Here is an 18338-nt window from a genome sequence, read left to right as displayed (position 1 = left end):
CCGCACCCCGGAAATGCTCGGTCCAGGCGCCAAGGCTCGGCCAGGTCGGCCTCCTCGATGGTCAAATCGGGATGAAGGCGGCGCATGGTGGCGACATTCGCTTTGTGCTTGTCGAGGACCACCAGATCGCTGTAGCCCTGCGCCTTCAAGCGCACCACCAGGTTCTGACCGACGAGGCCCGCTCCGCCGGGCAGGACGATCCGGGCGGGTGGGTCCGTGTCTGGCCGGTTCATAGCGACAGCCTCTTAAAAAGTGGCTCCGGGATACTCCGGATGATCAACAGGATCCAGCGCCAGAACCAAGGGGTATAGAGCGTGCTTCGGCGCCGTTGAATGGCCTTGCGCAAGTCGGCGGCGACCCGTTCCGGGGTGGTCAGCAGCACCCGCGGCAGGGCCAGGCCCTGGGTCATCGGGGTGTCCACGAATCCCGGTTTGATGGTGAGCACGTGGACGCCGCTCTTGTGCAACCGGGCCCGGAGTCCGGAGAGGAAGATCGAGACCGCCCCTTTGGCGGCCCCGTAGACGGCGTTCGAGGGGCGGCCCCGGTCCCTCGCCACGGAGCTGAAGACGGCGATGGACCCGTGGTCTTGCCCTTCAAAATGGCGGGCGAGGGCGAGCAGCAGCACGATGACGGAGACCCCGTTTGTCGCCAGGGCCTGGGCCGCCTGGTCGGGTTCGCGCTCGCACGCTGCTTGATCGGGAAGGGTCCCGTACCCGATGATCGCCAGATCCACCGGCGCCGATTCGCGCCAGCATCGATCCACGACGGCTGTCAGCTGCTGCGGGTCGTCGGCATCGAAGCGCAGGATCGTCGTGTCGGCGGCACCGCGAGCCCGCAGGTCCGCGGCGACTTCCTGAAGGCGCTCCTCGTTCCGCCCGAGCAGGGTGAGGGCGGCGCCGCTCTCGGCATAGTGCCGAGCGAGGGCCTGGGTGATCGCCGATGTAGCGCCGAAGATGACAATCCGCGGTCTGCTCATGGTAGAACGCGCTCCCAGAATCGGGACATCAGGGCCGGATCGCGCAGGGCTTCGACTCGCTCGCACTGGGGATAGCCGGTACGGAAATCGGCCCCGCTCATGTGGGCGTCTTTCGCCGGGTAGAGGCGTCCGCCAGCTTCTCGGATGATGGCGTCAAGCCTTGGAAGCGTCCTGTGCGTCAGGCTCTTGGTGTTGGGAAAGTCCAGCGCCAGGGTGATCCCGGGTGCCGGGAAGGAGAGGAAACCGGGGGACGGGGCATCCCCGCAGCGTTTGAGAACGGCCAGGGGCGAGCCGCTACCGCTGGTTGCGATGGTCTGCAGGATTTCGCGCAAGGCGTCGTGGGCCTGCGGCTCCGGCAGCAGGCACTGGAACTGCTGGAAGCCGCGGCGCCCGTAGACGCGGTTCCACTCGAGGATGGCGTCCAGCGGGAAGAAATACGGCTGGTAGTCGACGCGCGTTGCCTGTTCCCTGCCGTGCCCGCGCCGGTAGAACAGGGTGTTGAACCAGCGAACGCTCCACCGATTGATCAGAGAGATCGGCGGGTCAACCGGGAATCGGCGCTGGCGAATGGGCGGCAGGGAGAGGTCCCCGTCTTCGGCGTGATCGCCGACCCTATAAAGCCCACGGCCAAGCGCGTCTCCCGCGGGTGCTGCCGATCGTCTTTGAGGTCGACCAGATCGTTGATCAGATAGACCGCCGACGCGACCAGGCTAAAGACCAAGAACGCAGTGAGGGCCTGGAGTACCCGCTCCGGTTCGAGGAACTGATGGGAGGTAGCCAGGGGTACGAAGAGCAACAGGTTCTTCGCCCACTGGTGCGGCCTCAGGGCGCGGGGTGCGCAGGTAACCGGGGCGCGTTCGCAGTACGGTCTCTGCGTTGCCGAGTCGGCGAACCCCGCGTTCGGCGCGCCGGCTAGGGTTTACGGCCCAGCTTGTTGCGGCTGCCTCCCAGATGGGTAGATCCCGCGTTTCGTTACCCACGTAGTCGAAGCCGCCTTTCCCAAAGCGCTGCTCTAGGGCGTCGCGCTTGTAGGCGCCTGTCAAGTTGAGGCCGTCCTGGGTACCGATCACCCCGTCGAAGAGGTTGATGTGCTGGGCAATCGCCTCGGCGAGTGTCTGATCGGAAGCAGTGGCCAGCCAGATGGGGCGCCCTGTGCGGCGTTCATCCTCTAACTTTGCCAGGAGTTCACCGTTGTACGGGAGAGCTTGGACGTCGAGGTCGACCTCTCGGGCCAGGCGGGTCTTCAAATAGGCCCTTCCCCGCAGCAACCACAGCAGGAGGGAGAAAAACCGCAGGGGGTTGTAGCGCAGATAGGCGAATGCACACTCGACGAGCAGGTCGGAGTCGAGCAAAGTGCCGTCGAGGTCCACAACTAGGGGCTGTCCCTCCTCGGAGCTGCCCGTTTCCTGGGTCCGTGGCGGCATTTTTACTGTCGAATCCCTTGAGCGCATGGAGCCGTCGGTCAGCTATGCTGATCGCGTGTAAGTACCAAGACGAACCTCCTGGCAGCTCACCCGAAAGTTGAGCCTTTACTGTCGCAACGGCTTGCCTCGGGGTGGATTTCTAGGAACGATCCTATGCCGTCAACCCCAACACCCGATCACCCCCTGAGCTACCGTGCCTGTGTCTTGGGCGCATCGCTGAGTCTAGCAGTCATTGCCTATGCCACCCTCCTGCCGTTCGAATTCCGGGATGTCAGCCTCGCTCAGGCCTGGGAAGCCTATACCGGGATTCGGTTTGCGGGGCTCACCGGGGGCAACTACGCCCAATGGGTGGCCAACATCCTCCTGTACACCCCCCTGGGGTTCTTCTGGGCGGCCTGGCTAACGCGCAGCGTCGGCAGCCGATCCGGGCAGGTTGTGATGGGCCTGCTGGCGGCCCTGGTGGCCCTGGCAACCACGATGACCATCGAGTTCCTGCAGATCTGGCTGCCCTTTCGGTACCCGGCCATCGCCGATATGTCCGGGAACTTTCTGGGTGGAGTGATCGGGGTGGTGGTCTGGTTGACCCTACGCGGTCGTCTGGGCGTCTGGCTTGCGGAGATACGTCAGGGTGGCCCGGTGGCCGTCGGGATCGCTCTATCGGCGTATGCCGTAGCGTATATCGGGATCGTCCTGCTGCCTTTCGATCTCGTGGTCAGCCCCTGGGCGCTCGCCGACCGGTTGACTTCGAGCGCGTTAAACCCCTGGGCGCAGGCTGGGGGATGCCTGGGGGATCTCTCCTGTGTGGGATTCCGTGGCGCCGAAGTGGCGGCCAGTCTGCCGCTGGGCGTGTTGCTGGCGTGGACGGTGCCGCAGGTTCGAGACGACCCGTGGCGGTTCGGCCTGGCTGCAGTAGTCGGTTGGGCGGTCAGCCTGGAGTTGCTCAATCTTTTCGTGGCCTCCGGGGTCGTAGAGGGTCGTTCAGCGCTGATGCGCGCCATTGGCATTGGCCTGGGGCTCGGGGTTGCAGGCTTGTTGTTGGCCGATCCGAGCCGGCTTTTGGCCCGGTTGCGACAATGGGGGCCGCTCCTGGTAGCCGGAGTGGCCGTTCCGTACCTCCTGCTCTTGCTCCTGGGCAACCACGAGTTCGGTCCCTACCGCTGGGATGGGCAGCGGGCGATCGAGACGCTGCAGGCCACTCGGTTACTCCCCTTCTACTACCACTATCACATCGCCGAGGTGGCGGCCCTGCGCAGCATGCTTTTCCATATGCTCATGTATGCGCCGGTGGGGCTGTTCGCCTGGATCCTGGCGCTGCGTGTGCGGGTCTCGCGTAATCAGGTTGTGGCCTGGGCGGCTGGCGCGGCGGTGGGGCTGGCGTTGTTGGTGGAAATCGGTAAGTTGCTGACGGAAGAGGGGCGGCCGGATTCCAGTACCTTGGTTTTGGCAGGCATCGCAGCCGCGACCACCGTCACTCTGCTCGAATGGTTGGCCTTCGCCCTCACGCGCAAGGGGCCGGGTGACTCCGCCGGCGAGCTGGCAAGTCCGCCGCCGGGTCCGATTCAGCCGGGGCAGGACCCCGGCTTGGCCCAAGCGGTTCCGCCCTATGCAGGGACGAGTCCGACGAATGAGAGGAGATGGACCGCGGGAGAGGTGGTGCGCCGCAGCAGTGGCGGCTTGCTCGCGGTGGCGATTTGGCTCGCCGCTTGGGCCTGGCCGGCCTGGCCCGGCTGGTTGGCCGCCGGGCTTTTGATCTACGCAGTGCTACTCTGGCGCTACCCGCTGGCGTGGCTGTGGGTGTTGCCGCCCCTGGTGCCTGTTCTCGACTGGGGGGTATGGACCGGCTGGGTGCATATCGGGGAGGTCGATCTCTTCATCGGCATGACCGTGGCGGTCACCCTGGCTGCGGGGCGGTGGCCGGGGCGTCCTGGCCGCTGGCTTCCCGGAACAGTCCGTGCCGCCTGGGCCTTGTTGCTGGTGTCAACGGTGCTCGCTCTCGCAGTGGCCCTCTGGCCGCTGGCGCCGCTTGAGCGCGGGCTGCTAAGCCACTATGCCACCGGCTGGAACGCCCTGCGCGTGGGTTCCGGGGTTCTATTCGCTGCGCTGCTCTGGTGGGTGGTTCGTGCCAGTCCGTATTCACCCAGTGAGCAATTCGAGCGCGGCCTGGTGCCCGGCATGGCGCTGAGTTGGTTGGCTGCCGCCTTGGTGATCCTGCGCGAGCGGATCGTCTACCCGGGGCTGCTGGACTTCGACAGTGCCTATCGCATCTCCGGCTGGTTCTCGGATATGCAGGTCGGCGGCCCCAGTGTCGAGGCGTTCCTGGTGATCAGCCTGCCGTTCGCCATCCTCGCGGCCTGGCGTGTGAGCGGGCGCTGGCTCGCGGTGCCCGCTGCCGGCGTCGTCGCGGTACTGGGCAGCTACTTGGTCGTGGTGACCTACTCCCGGGCCGGTTGGTTGGGGTTGGTGGTGGCCCTCGGCGTGCTAGGGCTTTCGCTCCTCTGGGCCTCTCGTCGCCCCGTTGCGGGGCGAGGCCTTTGGGCAGTGCACCAGGCGTTGATTGCGCTTCCGTTCCTGGTGGCCGGAGGTGCCGGTTTTGCATTGGTCATGGAGGGCACGGCGGTGGAGCGGTGGTCAGCCGTCGAGCGGGATCTGCAATCGCGCATCGACCACTGGCAGGAGACGTGGTCCCTTGCCGGGCAGGGGGGCAGTCCGGTCTGGGGGCGGGGAATGGGTGCCTTCCCGGCCTACTATCGATACGCTGCGGTGGGCCAGGAGGGGGTGCCCGCCAACTTCGAGTTCGCGCGTACCGGCAGCGATGAAGGGGTTTTGCGCATTGGCGCGGGGTCGTCCCTGTTCGTGAATCAGCGCCTCTTTGGCCCGTTCCACGGGGAGCGCCCGGAGGCCCTGCAGCTTGAGCTCGAGGTTCGAGGGCCGCCCGGTGCCCGACTGGATGCCAGCATCTGCGAAAAGCCCATCCGTCACTCCTTTGATTGTCAGTGGGAACGCTTCCGCCTGGATGCGGGTGAAGGGGTACAAGCCCTCTCCTGGGACGTCCGCCTCGACGATCTGGCGTCGGGCCTCCCGGGCCTGCGCCGGGGGTTGGTCTTTGCCCTGTCCCTCGGTGGGGGCGAGGAGGCCATGCTGGAGATCCAGTCGGCGAAGCTGACTGGGCCGGACGGCGCGGCCTACCTGCGCAACCCCGAATTCGAGCAGGCCGGCCGCCACTGGTACTTCACCACCGACTATCTTTGGCCCTACCGGACGGAGAACCAGTGGCTGGAGATCTATTTCGATCAGGGGGTATTCGGACTGCTGGCCTTTACCCTGTTCCTGCTCGCCGTCGTCGGGGTCCTGCTGCGGCGCGTGAGTCAGGGCAAGGTCGGCGCAGCAGCGGCGCTGGCCGCCCTGCTCGGAGTCTTGGCCATCGGAGTGTTCAGTACGGTGTTCTTTAACCCGAAGATCGCCTTGCTGTTCTATCTGGTGGCTTTGCTGGGCGTCTCGGGCCGTGCGCGCAGGCGCAGCGGGCGCCGTGCCCCGATTGGGCAACCGTAGACCATCCGCCGGGGTTCAGTCGGCAATCCCGGGCGGTGAGGCAAGCGCATCACATCCAGCCGGAATGCACGAGGTGGGTATGACCCCGGCCAAGCCAATCGAATCCAGGAGGCGTCCGGCCAGCGGCCCCTCATCTCGTTCCCTTGCGCGGGCCGGTGCCAGCGCCGGAATCGCCTTTGCATTGATCCTGTTGTCCGGCTCAGTAGCAGCCGACTCCAACGTGGTTGGCGATGCTCTCCCAGCGGCAGGGCGGACCGTCGAGGTGGATCCCGGCAACTACCGGGAGGCTGTCCGCGGTCTGCGCCCGGGTGATCGGTTGGAGCTGGCTCCGGGGGTGTATCGAGGCGGCTTGGACCTACGCGGTATCCAGGGCACCGAAAAGCAGCCGATTGTCATCGCCGGGCCACGGGGCGAAGCGGGTTCCGCGACCTTTGTGGGGCAGGATGGTCGCAACACGGTGCGTTTTGAGGACTCGGCCCACATTGAGCTGCGACGCCTGGAGCTGGACGGGCGCAGCGCCAACGCCAATGGGATCGTGGCGGAGGCGGAGGGCACGTTCACGCACAACATCACGCTCGCCAACCTGCGCATCCGCAACTACGACATCAGCCAGGGCAGCACGGCTGTAACCACACGCTCCGCCGCCTGGGACTGGACCATCCGCGACAACGAGATCCGTGGTGTTGGCACCGGCTTGTACCTCGGGCAACCAGACGGTGAGGCGCCCTTTATTGGCGGAGTCATCGAGGGCAATCACATCGCGGAGACCCTCGGCTACAACGCCCAGATCAAGCACCAGAACGAGAGAGCGATGGTTGAAGGCATGCCGACCAATCGGCGGGACACCGTGATTCGGGACAACACCTTCAGCAAGGCGGAGGGTGGCAATAGCGGTGATGGCGCCCGACCGAACCTGCTGGTGGGCCATTGGCCGGAGCGCGGTCCGGGCGCCAACGACCGCTACCTGATCTACGGCAACCTCTTCTACGAGAACCCGCACGAGCGATTGTTCCAGGGCGAGGGTCATGTCGCCCTCTATAACAATGCCTTCGTGAACCGCGATGGAGATGGGGTCGTCCTTGGGCCGCATAACGACGTGCCTAAGGAAATCCGGATCTTGCGCAATACGGTGGTCGCCCGCGGCTTCGGTATCCGCCTGCGGGGTGCGGATCGAGGCTACCAGCAGGTTGTCTCTGGCAACGCGGTCTTCGCCGACCCGCCGCTGGACCTCGAGGCCACCGAGGATGACGATAACTTCACCGCCGGATTCGCTGAGGCGCCCGATCGGTTACGCGCTCCGGATGCTGGTCTGGACGATCTGGATCTGAGGCCGCAGGGCGACGCCTTGCGCAAGGATCGCCCCTTGGCCTTGCCGGAGGATCCCCCCGGTCTAGGCCATGACCGGAATGGGCAACTGCGTACAGAGCCGTTCTGGGGCGCCTATCAGCCGGAGTAGTTGGGGGGTGGACCGTGATGGCCGGTGCTGTTCCCTTGGGGCGGCTCCAGCTGAAGAAGGGTGGGCGGTTGGAGAAGAGTAGCTCCAGTGGGCCGATTTGGACGTATTGTAGAGTTCCCACGATCCGGGCCCCGAGGCGCTGATGGGCGCCTAGCGAGGGAAGATTGAACGCGGAGATGCGACTCAGGCTCCATTGGATCTGGCGGCTTGCTAGGGTTTGGTTCGCCGCTTGCCACAGCTGGGCGAAGACCAGGCTGCCCCGGGAGCCGGGTTGCACATAGACATCGACATCCAAGGCGCACGGCGGATTGTTGGGTGGACGCAGCACGCAACGGTGCTCCGGTTCGCGGTACGGGCCGAAGAGTAGCCAGATAAAACCGAGGACTTCGTCTCCTCTCGGCCGGAAGGCCGCCAGGCAAATTCCCCCGCTTGCAAATCGCTCGGCGATCTGCTCGCGGGTCCGCGGTAGCTGTTCGAGCTCCGGATCCCCTGGGAAGAGTTGGCGAATCGCCTGCCTGCCCTGATGGTGTTGCGGGAGAAGTGGGGCATCGGTGACCGGCTGTGCCAGCAAGTAGTAGCGGGGGCAGCCGCAACCTGTCCGAAGTCGACGCAGAAGCGCATCGATCGCTTCCATCGTGGCGGCGACCCCGCCGAGGTCCTGACACCGCTTGCGAAAGGCCTGGATGAACAAGATGGCTGGTGCTCCTTTCGCTGTACGATCAGGCTATGGGGAAGCCGGCGGTTGAGCAGGCGAGCGGTCTGCTCTCGACGACCGCCTGGAGCGATGATCCGTAAAGGCCGCCCGGATGATGCAGCGGCAGATTGTCCGGTGGCCGGGGCATACTCCCTCACCAACAAAGGCGTGTGGTCGTCTTTAGGTGTGCACGGACGCTGTTCAGCGTAGACGCCGGATTGGGTTCTGCAACCCTCGGACATGATGCGGTGAAGCGGCTGGCCAAGGCCGATACCATAAACGACCGTGGCCGCTCCGTGGCCACGGTCGTGGGAAGTTCACTGCCTGAGGTGGACGAGGCCGTAAACTGCCAGGCGCCGGTTCCTTGTCGATGGTCATCACGCCCCGGTTGGCCCCTCGCGGTTGTCAGGTTTTGCGTCGTTGGCCTATGACGACCAATGCGATTAGCCCTGCCAGGCCTGCGGCGAAGCTCTTAAGTGTAGCCGGCTCCGGGACGTCCGTTGGCTCCTCGGTTGGCTCGGTTCCAAGAGTGATGGAGTCATACGCTACTCTGTCAATAGTGCCGCCGAAGTCCACGGATTGTGCGGTGCCATCGAGTTCAACCCCTACGTCATCGAAGTTGCAGTAACTGGTTGCCGCGGCGGCATCGCAACCGTCGTCTTGCCAGTTTTCCGATAGCTCGACGGACTGCAACAACTCCCCCTCGCCATGAGGCTCACTATAAACATTAACGAACGCAGTCTCAGAGGATGAGTAATAGAATGAAAATTCTGTTTCAAACCCGCCGGGAACATTCATTGTTGCGATATCGTGATCAGGGAAAAAAAGGACGTTATTGCCGGCTGGGTTGTTTTCAAAATTTCCGATGGCTAATGGGTGGTTCGTTGTTTGCGAGGTCAAGGCCCGGGCACTATCTGAAAAATTGATGCCGTAGTCAGGACCGGAGAAGCCAGCATCGTTGGTGCCGCCCGCGTAAAAGTCTTGAATGGGTTCGGTCCCGTTTACGATGCCAAACTCTTCAAAGTCCAATGCGATGATGTCTGCCTGAGTCGGCAGGCTGTAAGCGGCAATCAAAAGCCAGCTGAAGGCTAGCGGTGCCTTGGTCCCGGTTCTCATGCATCCCTCCGCGCGCTTTTTTGTATTCGCGACTGCTAAGCAAGGGCTATGCCGACAGGGGGGATAGGCCAGCACCTGTGGGCGGTACAGGGAGGTACGGAGAGTGCGGTGCGCCTCGTGATAGAGGTGGCGGCGGGTTGAGTGTAAACGATCTCGACGCCTTCAATCCCGATGTCGCGCTGCTATCCTTCGGGACTCGCGCTGTGGGGCGTCGCTGGCCAGAGGGCGTGCACGGTGGCCGTTTGCAGGGCGGGAGAGATGAACAGGGAGTGGCTCGTGACCGATTCGGACTTCGCCCGGCGCTGGCAGCGCCGTTTCGTACAGCGGGGGGCGACGCTGGAGGACGATGCCGGGATTGCCGGGTGGACGCCGACGGGTTTGGCCTCGCGATTCCGGCAGTTCCGCCAACTCTGGGAGAACGTCGAGCCGCCGCCCGGACATTGGCTGGATCTTGGCTGTGGGGCCGGAACCTACACGCGCTACCTCCACGAGGGCGGGCGCAAGGCGGTGGGCCTCGACTACTCGCAACCGTCGCTGCACAAGGCCCGGCAGCGAACATCCGTCGATATTCCTTGGGTGGCTGGGGATGCGCAACGACTGCCGTTTGGCGATGACCGGTTCGATGGGGTTCTGTGCCTGGGGGTCCTCCAGGCGTTGCCCGAGGCTCGGCCGGCGCTGGCAGAAATGGCGCGGGTGGTGCGTCCTGGCGGGGAAATCTGGGTGGATGCGCTCAACGCCCGGTGTCTGCCCAACGCCCTCGGTGAATGGCGTCGCAAGAGGGCTGGGCGGCCGGCACACCTGCGGTATGACGACTATACTACCGTCACCGGCGAGCTGGAGGCGCTGGGGCTGGAGGTAAGGCAGGTCGCTTGGCTGCTTTTGTTACCGGGGCGTCTCGGGCGACTGCAGCTATGGGCCGAAGGTGGCCTCGTTCGCAGCGCAATGCGCATCTTGCCCGGCGCGGAAGGGCGCTTCTGCCACTCCTTCCTGGTTCAGGGGCGGGTGAGGGAGAGTTCCCGGGGGTGGTCGAGTGAGTGAGTCCGGGTGGGGCCGGTGTAGAGAGCCTTTACACCGGCGGAGACCGTGGCAGTGACGGATTGTCACCGCCTCGTTCAACGCCCTGAGCGGGATAGGGGCTGGGGTGAAGCCTGCCTATCGGCGCGAAACTTGCTAAGCGTTCTGCTAGGCAGCAAATCGACTAGACATTGAACACAATCTTGAGGGGTTGCCGCGATGACGGAACACGAGCGGAACCAAGCACCCGAGCCGCACGAAATCGCGGAAGGGCAAGGCAAACACCCCCCGAGCCGGGGGATGTCGCGCCGGCGCTTCGGGCAAGCGGCCCTGGGCAGCGTGCCGGTACTGCTGGCCTTCCATAGCAATCCGCTTCGGGCCGGCTCGATCGAAGGTGGGAACTGTCATCCATCGGGCTGGGTGTCTGGGGGGTCTCAGCACGGCGACGCTAAAGACTGTGGTGGCCGTTCTCCCGGTTACTGGGGATCGAACAACGGTGCGATGAGTGAAGAGGACCAGGAAAGATTATTTGTGGCAGCCTTTGAGTACTCGGGAAACGTATACTACGAAGATGAAGATCTTAGTCAGGAGCTTCGTCTGAAGTATGCGGTCTGGTCGAATGCCAACGGCGGCCCGTATGCTGTCTACCAATCAACTGGGTCTCTTGTCTCCCGAACGGATCGTACAGTGATTTACTACGGTACGGCGGCGTTGCTGAATAGTGAGGCCGGTTTTTATAACGGCAGCCCCACCGCAGAGGAGATTAAGGATCTAGTTCGAACGGCCCTTAACGGAGAGAATTACGAAACGAGCACCGGTGAGGTGCCCTTGGGGCCCGAGGAGGTCGCCCTGTTTCTCGAGAATATAACGGCCGATCCTTTTTTCCTTCATGAGGCTTAAATGAGCGACTCTGAACCCCGTATACAGGAGTCGCCTCAGCCTGGGGAGAGGAGTTCGCGGCGCTGGTCATTGCGCTCCAACGATCTCGCTTGGCGCCTTGTCGGGGCGTATGGTTTCGTCTACCACCGCGGCTCAGGCTCCACCTACGCCATGCCCCGCCTCTCGACAGAGATCCTGGCCCGGATCAGCGAGCGTACCTCGGTGACGGAGCGGGAGTTGCTTAAGGCGGTGGCTGAGGACGATGGTGGGCTCGTGGAGGCGGGCACGCAGCCAGGTTCTCGGGAGGATCTTCTGGGCTGGGCCCTGCAGCCGCTCATGGATGCGCGTCTAATCCGGGAGTGCACGTGACGACGATCGCTGGGCTGGGCTACAGCAGCGTCGTGGATCGTCTATCCAGCGGGGAGCTTGCCGTTCAGACCGGTCCCTTCCGCTTTGCCCTCCGCAGCCGTTTAGCCTCTGTGGCGCAAGGGATCTGGCAGCTCTACGCCGATCACCCGGTTCTTGAGTCAGAGCACGGCTGTGATTTTCACTGTGAGGTCGTGTCCGGCCGCGGGGTGCGCCGCTACTACAGGCCCCAGGCGCTCTTCTACGCGGACGCTAAACGCATTTTCAAGCCGCTCCCCCGCAATCAGGCGTTCCCGATGCTTGAGTGGGGCCTGAACTGGTGCGTGGGGATGCAGACCAAGCATTTCCTGCTCTTTCACGCGGCCTGCCTGGAAAAGAATGGCCGCGCGGTGATCTTGCCGGCGCCGCCGGAAGCGGGGAAGAGCACCCTGTGTGCCGCGCTGGCCAACCGCGGTTGGCGGTTGCTGAGCGACGAGGTGGCCGCAGTCGAGCTGGCCGGCCCTCAGCCGCTGCTCTACGGGTTGGCAAGGCCGGTTAGTCTGAAGAACGCCTCCATCGAGGTGATCCAGCGCTTTGCGCCCGAGGCGGTGATTAGCACGCCGTGCTGCGACACTCGCAAGGGTTCAGTCGCGCATATGCGGCCGCCAGCGGCGAGTGTTGCGCGGGCGAGCGAGCCCACCCCGCCGGGCTGGGTGGTGTTCCCTCGCTACCGTCCCTACGGGCCCGTGAGCTGGCGAGAGCGCTCCCCGGCGGATACGCTGATGGGGCTGATTGCCCAATCGTTCAACTATGCCGCCCTCGGAAGGCGTGCCTTCCACAGAACGGTGGACCTTGTGGAGCAGGCACCGGGCTATGACTTCGGTTACAGCCGGCTGGAGGAGGCCGTCGAGAGCTTTGACGCGCTGGCCGCTTAATCCTGCTCACGCGCTCGGACAAGGCCTGGCCTGGCCTGAGACCCTGGCCGGCTTTCCGGAGTCGCTGTGGACGGGGATCCTGGCCGTGGGGCGTGAGAACCTCTTGCTCGGGGCGTTGTGGCACCGTGCGGTGAGCTGTGGGGTCGAAGGGCAGTTGCCGGAGTGGGTGGCCGGGCATCTGTGGGGTGCGGCAGCAACTGCCGAGACCAACGCCGCGGCGCTTCGGTGGGAGTTGCAACAGCTCGACCGCGGGGTGTTGCGGCGGTTCACTGCTCCGGTCGCCTTGAAGGGGGGCGCCTACCTGCTGGCGGGATTGCCGAATGCGGCCGGGAGGATCGTGGCGGATATCGATCTGTTGGCACAAAAGGCGGAGGTCGAGCGAGTCGAGTCGGCCCTGTTCTATGAAGGGTGGGCGGGGACCCACCACGACGCCTACGATCAGCGTTACTACCGGCAGTGGATGCACGAGCTCCCGCCTCTGCAACACCGCAAACGCGGGACCACGCTGGATCTGCACCATAACATCTTGCCCGAGACCTTCGCCGTGGTCGTCGATCCGGCCCCCATCTTTGAGCACGCCGCCCCCGCTCCGGGGCTGCACTGGCTGCGGCTGCCGGCGCCCCGGCACTTGGTACTCCACGCCATCGTCCACCTGTTCTCGGAAACCGATTGGGACCGCGGATTGCGGGATCTTTACGACATCCATAGCCTGCTTGAGCACTTCCATCAGCAGCACGGCGACCGGTTCTGGGAGGCGCTGCTCGACGAGGCCGAGGCCATGCGGCTGCTCTGGCTGGTGGAGCCGGCCGTCTGGTGCTGCCGGCGGCGCTTCGGTACCCCAGTCCCGCAGGCGGCAGTGGAGCGCCTGAGTCACCACACCCCCGGGTTTTTGGGCAAGCGTATTGTGCGGCCTGCGTTCGAGCACGCGCTGAACGGCCATCTCTCCACGACGCCGAGAGCCGATGCCCTGGCGCGAGGCCTGATGCTTGTCCGTGGCCACTGGCTGAAGATGCCGCCTTGGCTACTGGTTCGTCACCTGTTCTACAAGGCCTTCCGCGCACCCCGGGATCTGGATGCCGAGGCGGCGCAGATGGATCCACAACAGCACGGATGATGCCCCTATGGCCGATGATGCCTACACCCCGTCGCAAGCAGCGCCTGATTCGCAAGACGTGTTCGAGCGTGCCGCCCGCCGCCACGCGGTGATCCTTGCCGGCGGGTCCGGGACCCGTCTGTGGCCGCTGTCCCGGCGCAACATGCCCAAGCAGCTGCTGGCCCTGACCAGTGCCGACACGCTTCTCCAGGAGACGGCGGCGCGGTTGCTACCGGCCTTGCCGGCCCAGCGGATGAGCACGGTCACGCACGTGGACCACCGCTTCGAGGTCAAGGGCCAGCTGCATGAGGTTGATCCGCAGCTGGCCGAGGGCGTGTTGGTGGAGCCGTCAGCCCGCAATACCCTGCCGGCCATCGCCTGGGCGGTGGCCCGTATCGCCCACGAGCGGCCCGATGCGCTCGTCGGGGTCTTCCCCTCCGACCACCAGATCGCCGACGCCGAGGCATTGCGCGGGGCCTGGGCCCGGGCTGAGGTGGCGGCGGACGCCGGCAAGCTGGTGCTCTTCGGCATCCAGCCCACCGAGCCGGCCACCGGTTTCGGCTACATCCAGGCCGGCCCTGCGCTGGAGGTCGGCGTGGAGCAGGTCCAGCGCTTCGTGGAGAAACCCGATGGGCAGACGGCTCAGCGCTACCTCGAGCAGGGCGGTTACTACTGGAACAGCGGCATGTTCGTCTTTCGGGCGGATCGTTTTCTGGAGCTACTCGCCGCACATCAGCCGGAGATTGCCGACGCCGTAGCCGAGTGGGCTGAGCCGGATTGCCCGCCGGACTCTGATCGCTACGGCCAGCTGCCCGAACTCTCCATTGATTACGGCCTGCTGGAGAGGGCCGACTCGGTAGCGGTGGTCCCGGTGGACCTGGGCTGGAGCGATCTGGGCAGTTGGGAGGCGCTCTATCAAGAGCGGATCAAGGATGATCACGGCAATGTCTGCCAAGGACCTGCGCTACCTGTCGATAGTCAGGACAACCTCCTTTGGAGTGCCGACGGCGGTCTGCTCGCTGCCTACGGCGTGGAAAACTTGGCACTGGTTCAGACTCGCGATGCCACCCTGGTCTGCCCGCGGGATCGCCTGGGCGACCTCAAGCCGCTCGTCGCCGAGGTCGCTGCGTACAAACCGGAGCTTGCCGAGTACCACGTCACCGTGGCACGCCCCTGGGGGAGCTACACCACGCTGGAGAGCGGTCACCGCTACAAGCTCAAGCGGATCGTGGTGAAACCCGGTTGTCAGCTCTCGTTACAGATGCACTACCACCGCTCGGAGCACTGGGTGGTGATCGCTGGTACCGCCAAGGTGGTCAATGGGGACGAAGAGATCTACCTCGAGGAGAACCAGTCGACGTACGTGCCGGCCACTCGACCGCACCGTCTGTCGAATCCGGGGCGAATCCCGCTGCAGATCATCGAGATCCAGACCGGTCCCTATCTGGAGGAGGACGATCTGGTCCGTTTCGAGGACCTCTACGGCCGTATGGATGATGCTTCCGAATCCCGATAGCCGAGCCCCTGTATAGGGGTGATCATGCCCCGTATAGGGGTAATCATGCCCCTGTCGATTCAGGAAGCTGTCTCGGTATCCGAGCCCTGACGCTGCCAGCGCCAGGCATCCTCCATCATCGTGGCCAGGCCTCGCTCGGCGCGCCAGCCGAGCTCCCGCTCGGCCTTGCTTGGGTCGGCCCAGCACTCGGCGACATCGCCGGGGCGCCGCTCCGTAACCCGGTACGGGATGGAGCACCCGCTCGCTTGCTCGAAGGCACGCACGGCCTCCAAGACCGAGTGCCCCTCGCCGCGGCCGAGGTTCCAGGCGTGCTGACCCGGTTGGGCGTCAAGGTACTCCAGCGCGCGTACATGCCCGGCCGCCAGATCGACGACGTGGATGTAGTCCCGCACCCCCGTGCCGTCCCGGGTCGGGTAGTCGTCGCCGAAGACCTGCAGGTGCTCGCGCTCCCCGGCGGCCACCTGAGCGATATACGGCACGAGATTGTTGGGGATGCCGGACGGCGATTCGCCGATCAGCGCACTCTTATGGGCTCCGACGGGATTGAAGTAGCGTAGGATCCCGATGCACCAGCCCGGGTTGGCTGTGCTCAGGTCGGTGAGCATCCGCTCGACCATGTGCTTGCTAGTGCCGTAGGGGTTGGTCGTCCCGCCGGTAGGGGCGTCCTCGCGGATTGGTACGCGATCCGGGTCGCCGTATACGGTGGCCGAGGAGCTGAAAATCAGCTTGCGGACTCCGGCGGCTTCCATCGCCTGGCAGAGGCGAATGGTACCGCCGACATTGGTTTCGTAGTAGTCGAGCGGTCGCTGCACGCTCTCGCCCACGGCCTTGAGCCCGGCAAAGTGCATCACCGCGTCGATGCGCCGGGCGCTGAATAACTCCGCCAGCATCGAGGCATCCCGTACATCGCCTCGGATCAGTTCCGGCGATGTGCGGGTGATCCGGCCGATGCGAGATGCGACAGCGCCGGTGCTGTTGTGCTGATTGTCTAGGAGCACCGCCTCATGGCCCGCCTCGATGAGCGCCACCGCCGCGTGGCTGCCGATGTACCCGGTGCCGCCGGTGACCAGGACTCGCATTGCGCGGACTTCCTTTTCAACTACAGTCTTATTGGAGTGTAGCACCTGTCTGTGGAGGGATCGGATTGTCACTGTCTCAGTTTCGAGCCGTGGAAGTCACTCGTCGCTTTTGGTTAACTGCGATGGTATCCAACCCACGCGCCAGCATGAGCAAGGAGTCGCCCATGGAGCCTGCGCGCGCGGCTACCGTCGCTGGGAGTCTGATCGTCGCGGCCATCCTCTCTCTTGTGGTTGGCTGTGGTGCCCCACCCTCCGCGCCAAGCACGGTGGATGACCCGGAAATCGAGCAGTACGTCATCGGCCCCGGCGACACCCTGAACGTTCAGGTCTGGAATAACCCCGAGCTCTCAATCAGCGTTCCCGTCCGGCCGGATGGGCAGATTTCGACTCCCCTGGTCGAGGATGTGCAAGCCAGCGGCGTTACGCCCACCGAATTGGCGCGGGTGATGGAGGATGAGCTGAGCCTCTACCTCCGCGATCCGGTCGTCACCGTGATCGTGACCGGTTTTGCCGGACCGTACGATCGCCAAGTGCGGGTCATCGGTCAGGCCACCGAGCCGCGCGCCCTGCAGTACCGAGAGGATATGTCCGTCATGGATGTGATGATTGAAGTGGGGGGGATGACGGATGTTGCTGCCGGTAATCGCACGGTTCTGGTTCGCCACGAGGACGGCGAGCGCAATCAGTATCGGGTTCGGCTTCACGACCTGATCAATCGCGGTGAAATCGAGGCCAACATCGATATCAAGCCCGGCGACGTGCTGATTATACCGGAACGATTTTTCTGATATCGGCTCGGCCATGGATTGGGGGTGCAGGGAACTGCGCCCCCTTGGAGGCGCGCAGTGCGGTTTTTCGGTCATTATATCCCGCGCAAGGTTCTTTTACTCGCTGGATTTGAAGGGGTGCTGGTATTCCTCGGCTTGACGGCTATCCTCCCGCTGCAGGCCGGCCTGGTGGGGCCGTATGGCCTCGAGCAGCTGCCATTGCAGCTGGAGATGGTGGTTGTAGCCCTGGCCGTGCTTCTGAGCATGGCGAGTCTGGGTCTTTACGACACCGGGCAGATGGCGATGCGCGATGGGCAGCTGATGTTAGGGGTCCGGCTGCTGTTGGCCATGGTTGCGACCGGGGTCGGCATGTGGGTCCTACTGGCACTGATGCCGGCGCTGGCGATCGAGCCGAGCGTGCTGGTGCTTGGCCTGGTGGTGGCATTCTTCCTACTGCTAATGGGCCGATTGCTGTCCAGCCGAGTTGTTACTGCGAATAAGCTCAAGCCCCGCGTCTTGGTGCTGGGTGTGGGCTCACGCGCGACGGCGGTGACCGAGCTCCAGGGCGAGCGCGGCCGTGAGGAACTGCCGTACGTCATGGTCGGCTATGTGGCCCCGCCGGGAACCGACCATGTTGACGTCCCCGCCGATGAGGTCATCGAGCAAGAGCAAGGGACGTGTCTGCTTGAGCTGTGTCGGCGCCATGGGATCAACGAACTAGTTGTGGGGGTTCGCGACCGTCGCGGGCAGCTTCCGGTGCGCGATCTGCTGGAATGCAAACTCCACGAGATCTCGGTGATCGACCTCACCCGATTCCTCGAGCGCGAGCGTCGGCAGGTCCGGTTGGACTCCCTGAATACCAGTTCGTTGATCTTTGGCGAGGGGTTCCGTCAGGACGGGGTGCGCGTCACCGTCAAACGAGCCTTTGATCTGATGGTTAGTCTCGCCCTTCTGTTGGTTACCTTGCCGATCATGCTGATTACGGCACTCGCCATTAAGCTGGAGAGTCCGGGGTCGGTGTTCTTCGGCCAGGAGCGGGTCGGCATCGGCAACAAGCCGTACCGGCTGTTTAAGTTCCGCAGTATGCGCGAGGACGCTGAGCAGGACGGTGTGCCGCAGTGGGCGCAGCAGGGAGATGATCGCATCACACGGGTGGGTGCTGTGATCCGCAAACTTCGCATCGACGAGCTGCCGCAGATCCTGAACGTCCTCAAGGGCGAGATGTCTTTCGTCGGGCCGCGCCCCGAGCGGCCGCTGTTTGTTGAACGTCTAGGTGGGGAGATTCCGCTTTACCGGTTTCGGCACACGGTGGCGCCGGGGATTACCGGTTGGGCGCAGGTCTGTTATCCCTACGGCGCATCGATCCAGGATGCACGAGAAAAGCTCCAGTACGATTTGTACTACCTGAAGAACCATACCCTGTTTCTGGATCTGGTTATCCTGATCCGCACCGTGGCCGTGGTGCTCTTCGGTCAGGGCGCCCGCTAGGCGCTGC

General features: G+C 64.4%; 15 protein-coding genes and 1 pseudogene. 10 read left to right on the top strand and 6 right to left on the bottom strand.

Annotation, left to right across the window (positions count from 1 at the left end; genetic code table 11):
- Positions 1-80: 80 nt before the first annotated feature.
- From HHAL_RS13660 to HHAL_RS13335, 4 genes and pseudogenes are all read right to left on the bottom strand, one after another.
- Positions 81-233, bottom strand: a pseudogene (locus HHAL_RS13660) (hypothetical protein); the annotation flags it as partial.
- The gene (locus HHAL_RS07820; RefSeq protein WP_011814337.1) at positions 230-976 is read right to left on the bottom strand and encodes an SDR family oxidoreductase; all 747 of its coding nucleotides are present in this window, start codon (positions 974-976) and stop codon (positions 230-232) included. The gene HHAL_RS07820 and the pseudogene HHAL_RS13660, both read right to left, overlap by 4 nt.
- A complete protein-coding gene (locus HHAL_RS12670) occupies positions 973-1308 on the bottom strand; it encodes a hypothetical protein (protein WP_049751561.1) in 336 nt (111 codons plus the stop codon). Before HHAL_RS12670 ends, HHAL_RS07820 begins: the two co-directional genes overlap by 4 nt.
- 378 nt (positions 1309-1686) lie before the next feature.
- On the bottom strand, positions 1687-2346 hold the full coding sequence (locus HHAL_RS13335; RefSeq protein WP_187147851.1) for a haloacid dehalogenase-like hydrolase: 660 nt from the start codon (positions 2344-2346) through the stop codon (positions 1687-1689).
- Positions 2347-2553: 207 nt separating this feature from the next.
- Between HHAL_RS13335 and HHAL_RS07805 the strand changes: the two genes are divergently transcribed.
- On the top strand, positions 2554-5949 hold the full coding sequence (locus HHAL_RS07805) for a VanZ family protein (protein ID WP_011814336.1): 3396 nt from the start codon (positions 2554-2556) through the stop codon (positions 5947-5949).
- Positions 5950-6130: 181 nt separating this feature from the next.
- The gene (locus tag HHAL_RS07800) at positions 6131-7405 is read left to right on the top strand and encodes a right-handed parallel beta-helix repeat-containing protein (RefSeq protein WP_242464278.1); all 1275 of its coding nucleotides are present in this window, start codon (positions 6131-6133) and stop codon (positions 7403-7405) included.
- 1099 nt (positions 7406-8504) lie between these two features.
- Here HHAL_RS07800 and HHAL_RS13330 read toward each other — a convergent pair.
- On the bottom strand, positions 8505-9215 hold the full coding sequence (locus HHAL_RS13330) for a hypothetical protein (protein ID WP_011814333.1): 711 nt from the start codon (positions 9213-9215) through the stop codon (positions 8505-8507).
- Positions 9216-9491: 276 nt separating this feature from the next.
- Between HHAL_RS13330 and HHAL_RS07795 the strand changes: the two genes are divergently transcribed.
- The 6 genes from HHAL_RS07795 to HHAL_RS07770 all read left to right on the top strand — a co-directional run bounded on the left by HHAL_RS07795 (position 9492) and on the right by HHAL_RS07770 (position 14997).
- Positions 9492-10253 (top strand): class I SAM-dependent methyltransferase, encoded by a 762-nt coding sequence (locus HHAL_RS07795; protein WP_041595538.1) that lies wholly within the window; start codon positions 9492-9494, stop codon positions 10251-10253.
- Positions 10254-10448: 195 nt separating this feature from the next.
- Positions 10449-11129, top strand: a complete 681-nt coding sequence (locus tag HHAL_RS13325) for a hypothetical protein (RefSeq protein ID WP_011814331.1) — start codon at positions 10449-10451, stop codon at positions 11127-11129.
- Positions 11130-11477 (top strand): HPr-rel-A system PqqD family peptide chaperone, encoded by a 348-nt coding sequence (locus HHAL_RS13655; RefSeq protein WP_011814330.1) that lies wholly within the window; start codon positions 11130-11132, stop codon positions 11475-11477.
- On the top strand, positions 11474-12388 hold the full coding sequence (locus HHAL_RS07780; RefSeq protein WP_011814329.1) for an HprK-related kinase A: 915 nt from the start codon (positions 11474-11476) through the stop codon (positions 12386-12388). The genes HHAL_RS13655 and HHAL_RS07780 overlap by 4 nt, the downstream gene beginning before the upstream one ends.
- Positions 12369-13502, top strand: a complete 1134-nt coding sequence (locus HHAL_RS07775) for a nucleotidyltransferase domain-containing protein (RefSeq protein WP_011814328.1) — start codon at positions 12369-12371, stop codon at positions 13500-13502. The genes HHAL_RS07780 and HHAL_RS07775 overlap by 20 nt, the downstream gene beginning before the upstream one ends.
- A 7-nt stretch (positions 13503-13509) precedes the next feature.
- Complete coding sequence (locus HHAL_RS07770) at positions 13510-14997, top strand: mannose-1-phosphate guanylyltransferase/mannose-6-phosphate isomerase (protein ID WP_011814327.1); 1488 nt, start codon at positions 13510-13512, stop codon at positions 14995-14997.
- 59 nt (positions 14998-15056) lie between these two features.
- Here the strand turns inward: HHAL_RS07770 and galE are convergent, their stop codons facing one another.
- On the bottom strand, positions 15057-16076 hold the full coding sequence (galE, locus tag HHAL_RS07765) for a UDP-glucose 4-epimerase GalE (protein ID WP_011814326.1): 1020 nt from the start codon (positions 16074-16076) through the stop codon (positions 15057-15059).
- A gap of 164 nt (positions 16077-16240) precedes the next feature.
- Between galE and HHAL_RS07760 the strand changes: the two genes are divergently transcribed.
- Positions 16241-16864 (top strand): XrtA/PEP-CTERM system exopolysaccharide export protein, encoded by a 624-nt coding sequence (locus HHAL_RS07760; protein ID WP_011814325.1) that lies wholly within the window; start codon positions 16241-16243, stop codon positions 16862-16864.
- Positions 16865-16921: 57 nt separating this feature from the next.
- On the top strand, positions 16922-18331 hold the full coding sequence (locus HHAL_RS07755) for a TIGR03013 family XrtA/PEP-CTERM system glycosyltransferase (protein WP_011814324.1): 1410 nt from the start codon (positions 16922-16924) through the stop codon (positions 18329-18331).
- Positions 18332-18338: the final 7 nt, after the last annotated feature.

The sequence above is a fragment of the Halorhodospira halophila SL1 genome, assembly GCF_000015585.1.
Classification (GTDB): domain Bacteria; phylum Pseudomonadota; class Gammaproteobacteria; order Nitrococcales; family Halorhodospiraceae; genus Halorhodospira; species Halorhodospira halophila.
This window is presented reverse-complemented; position numbering and strand designations above follow the sequence as displayed.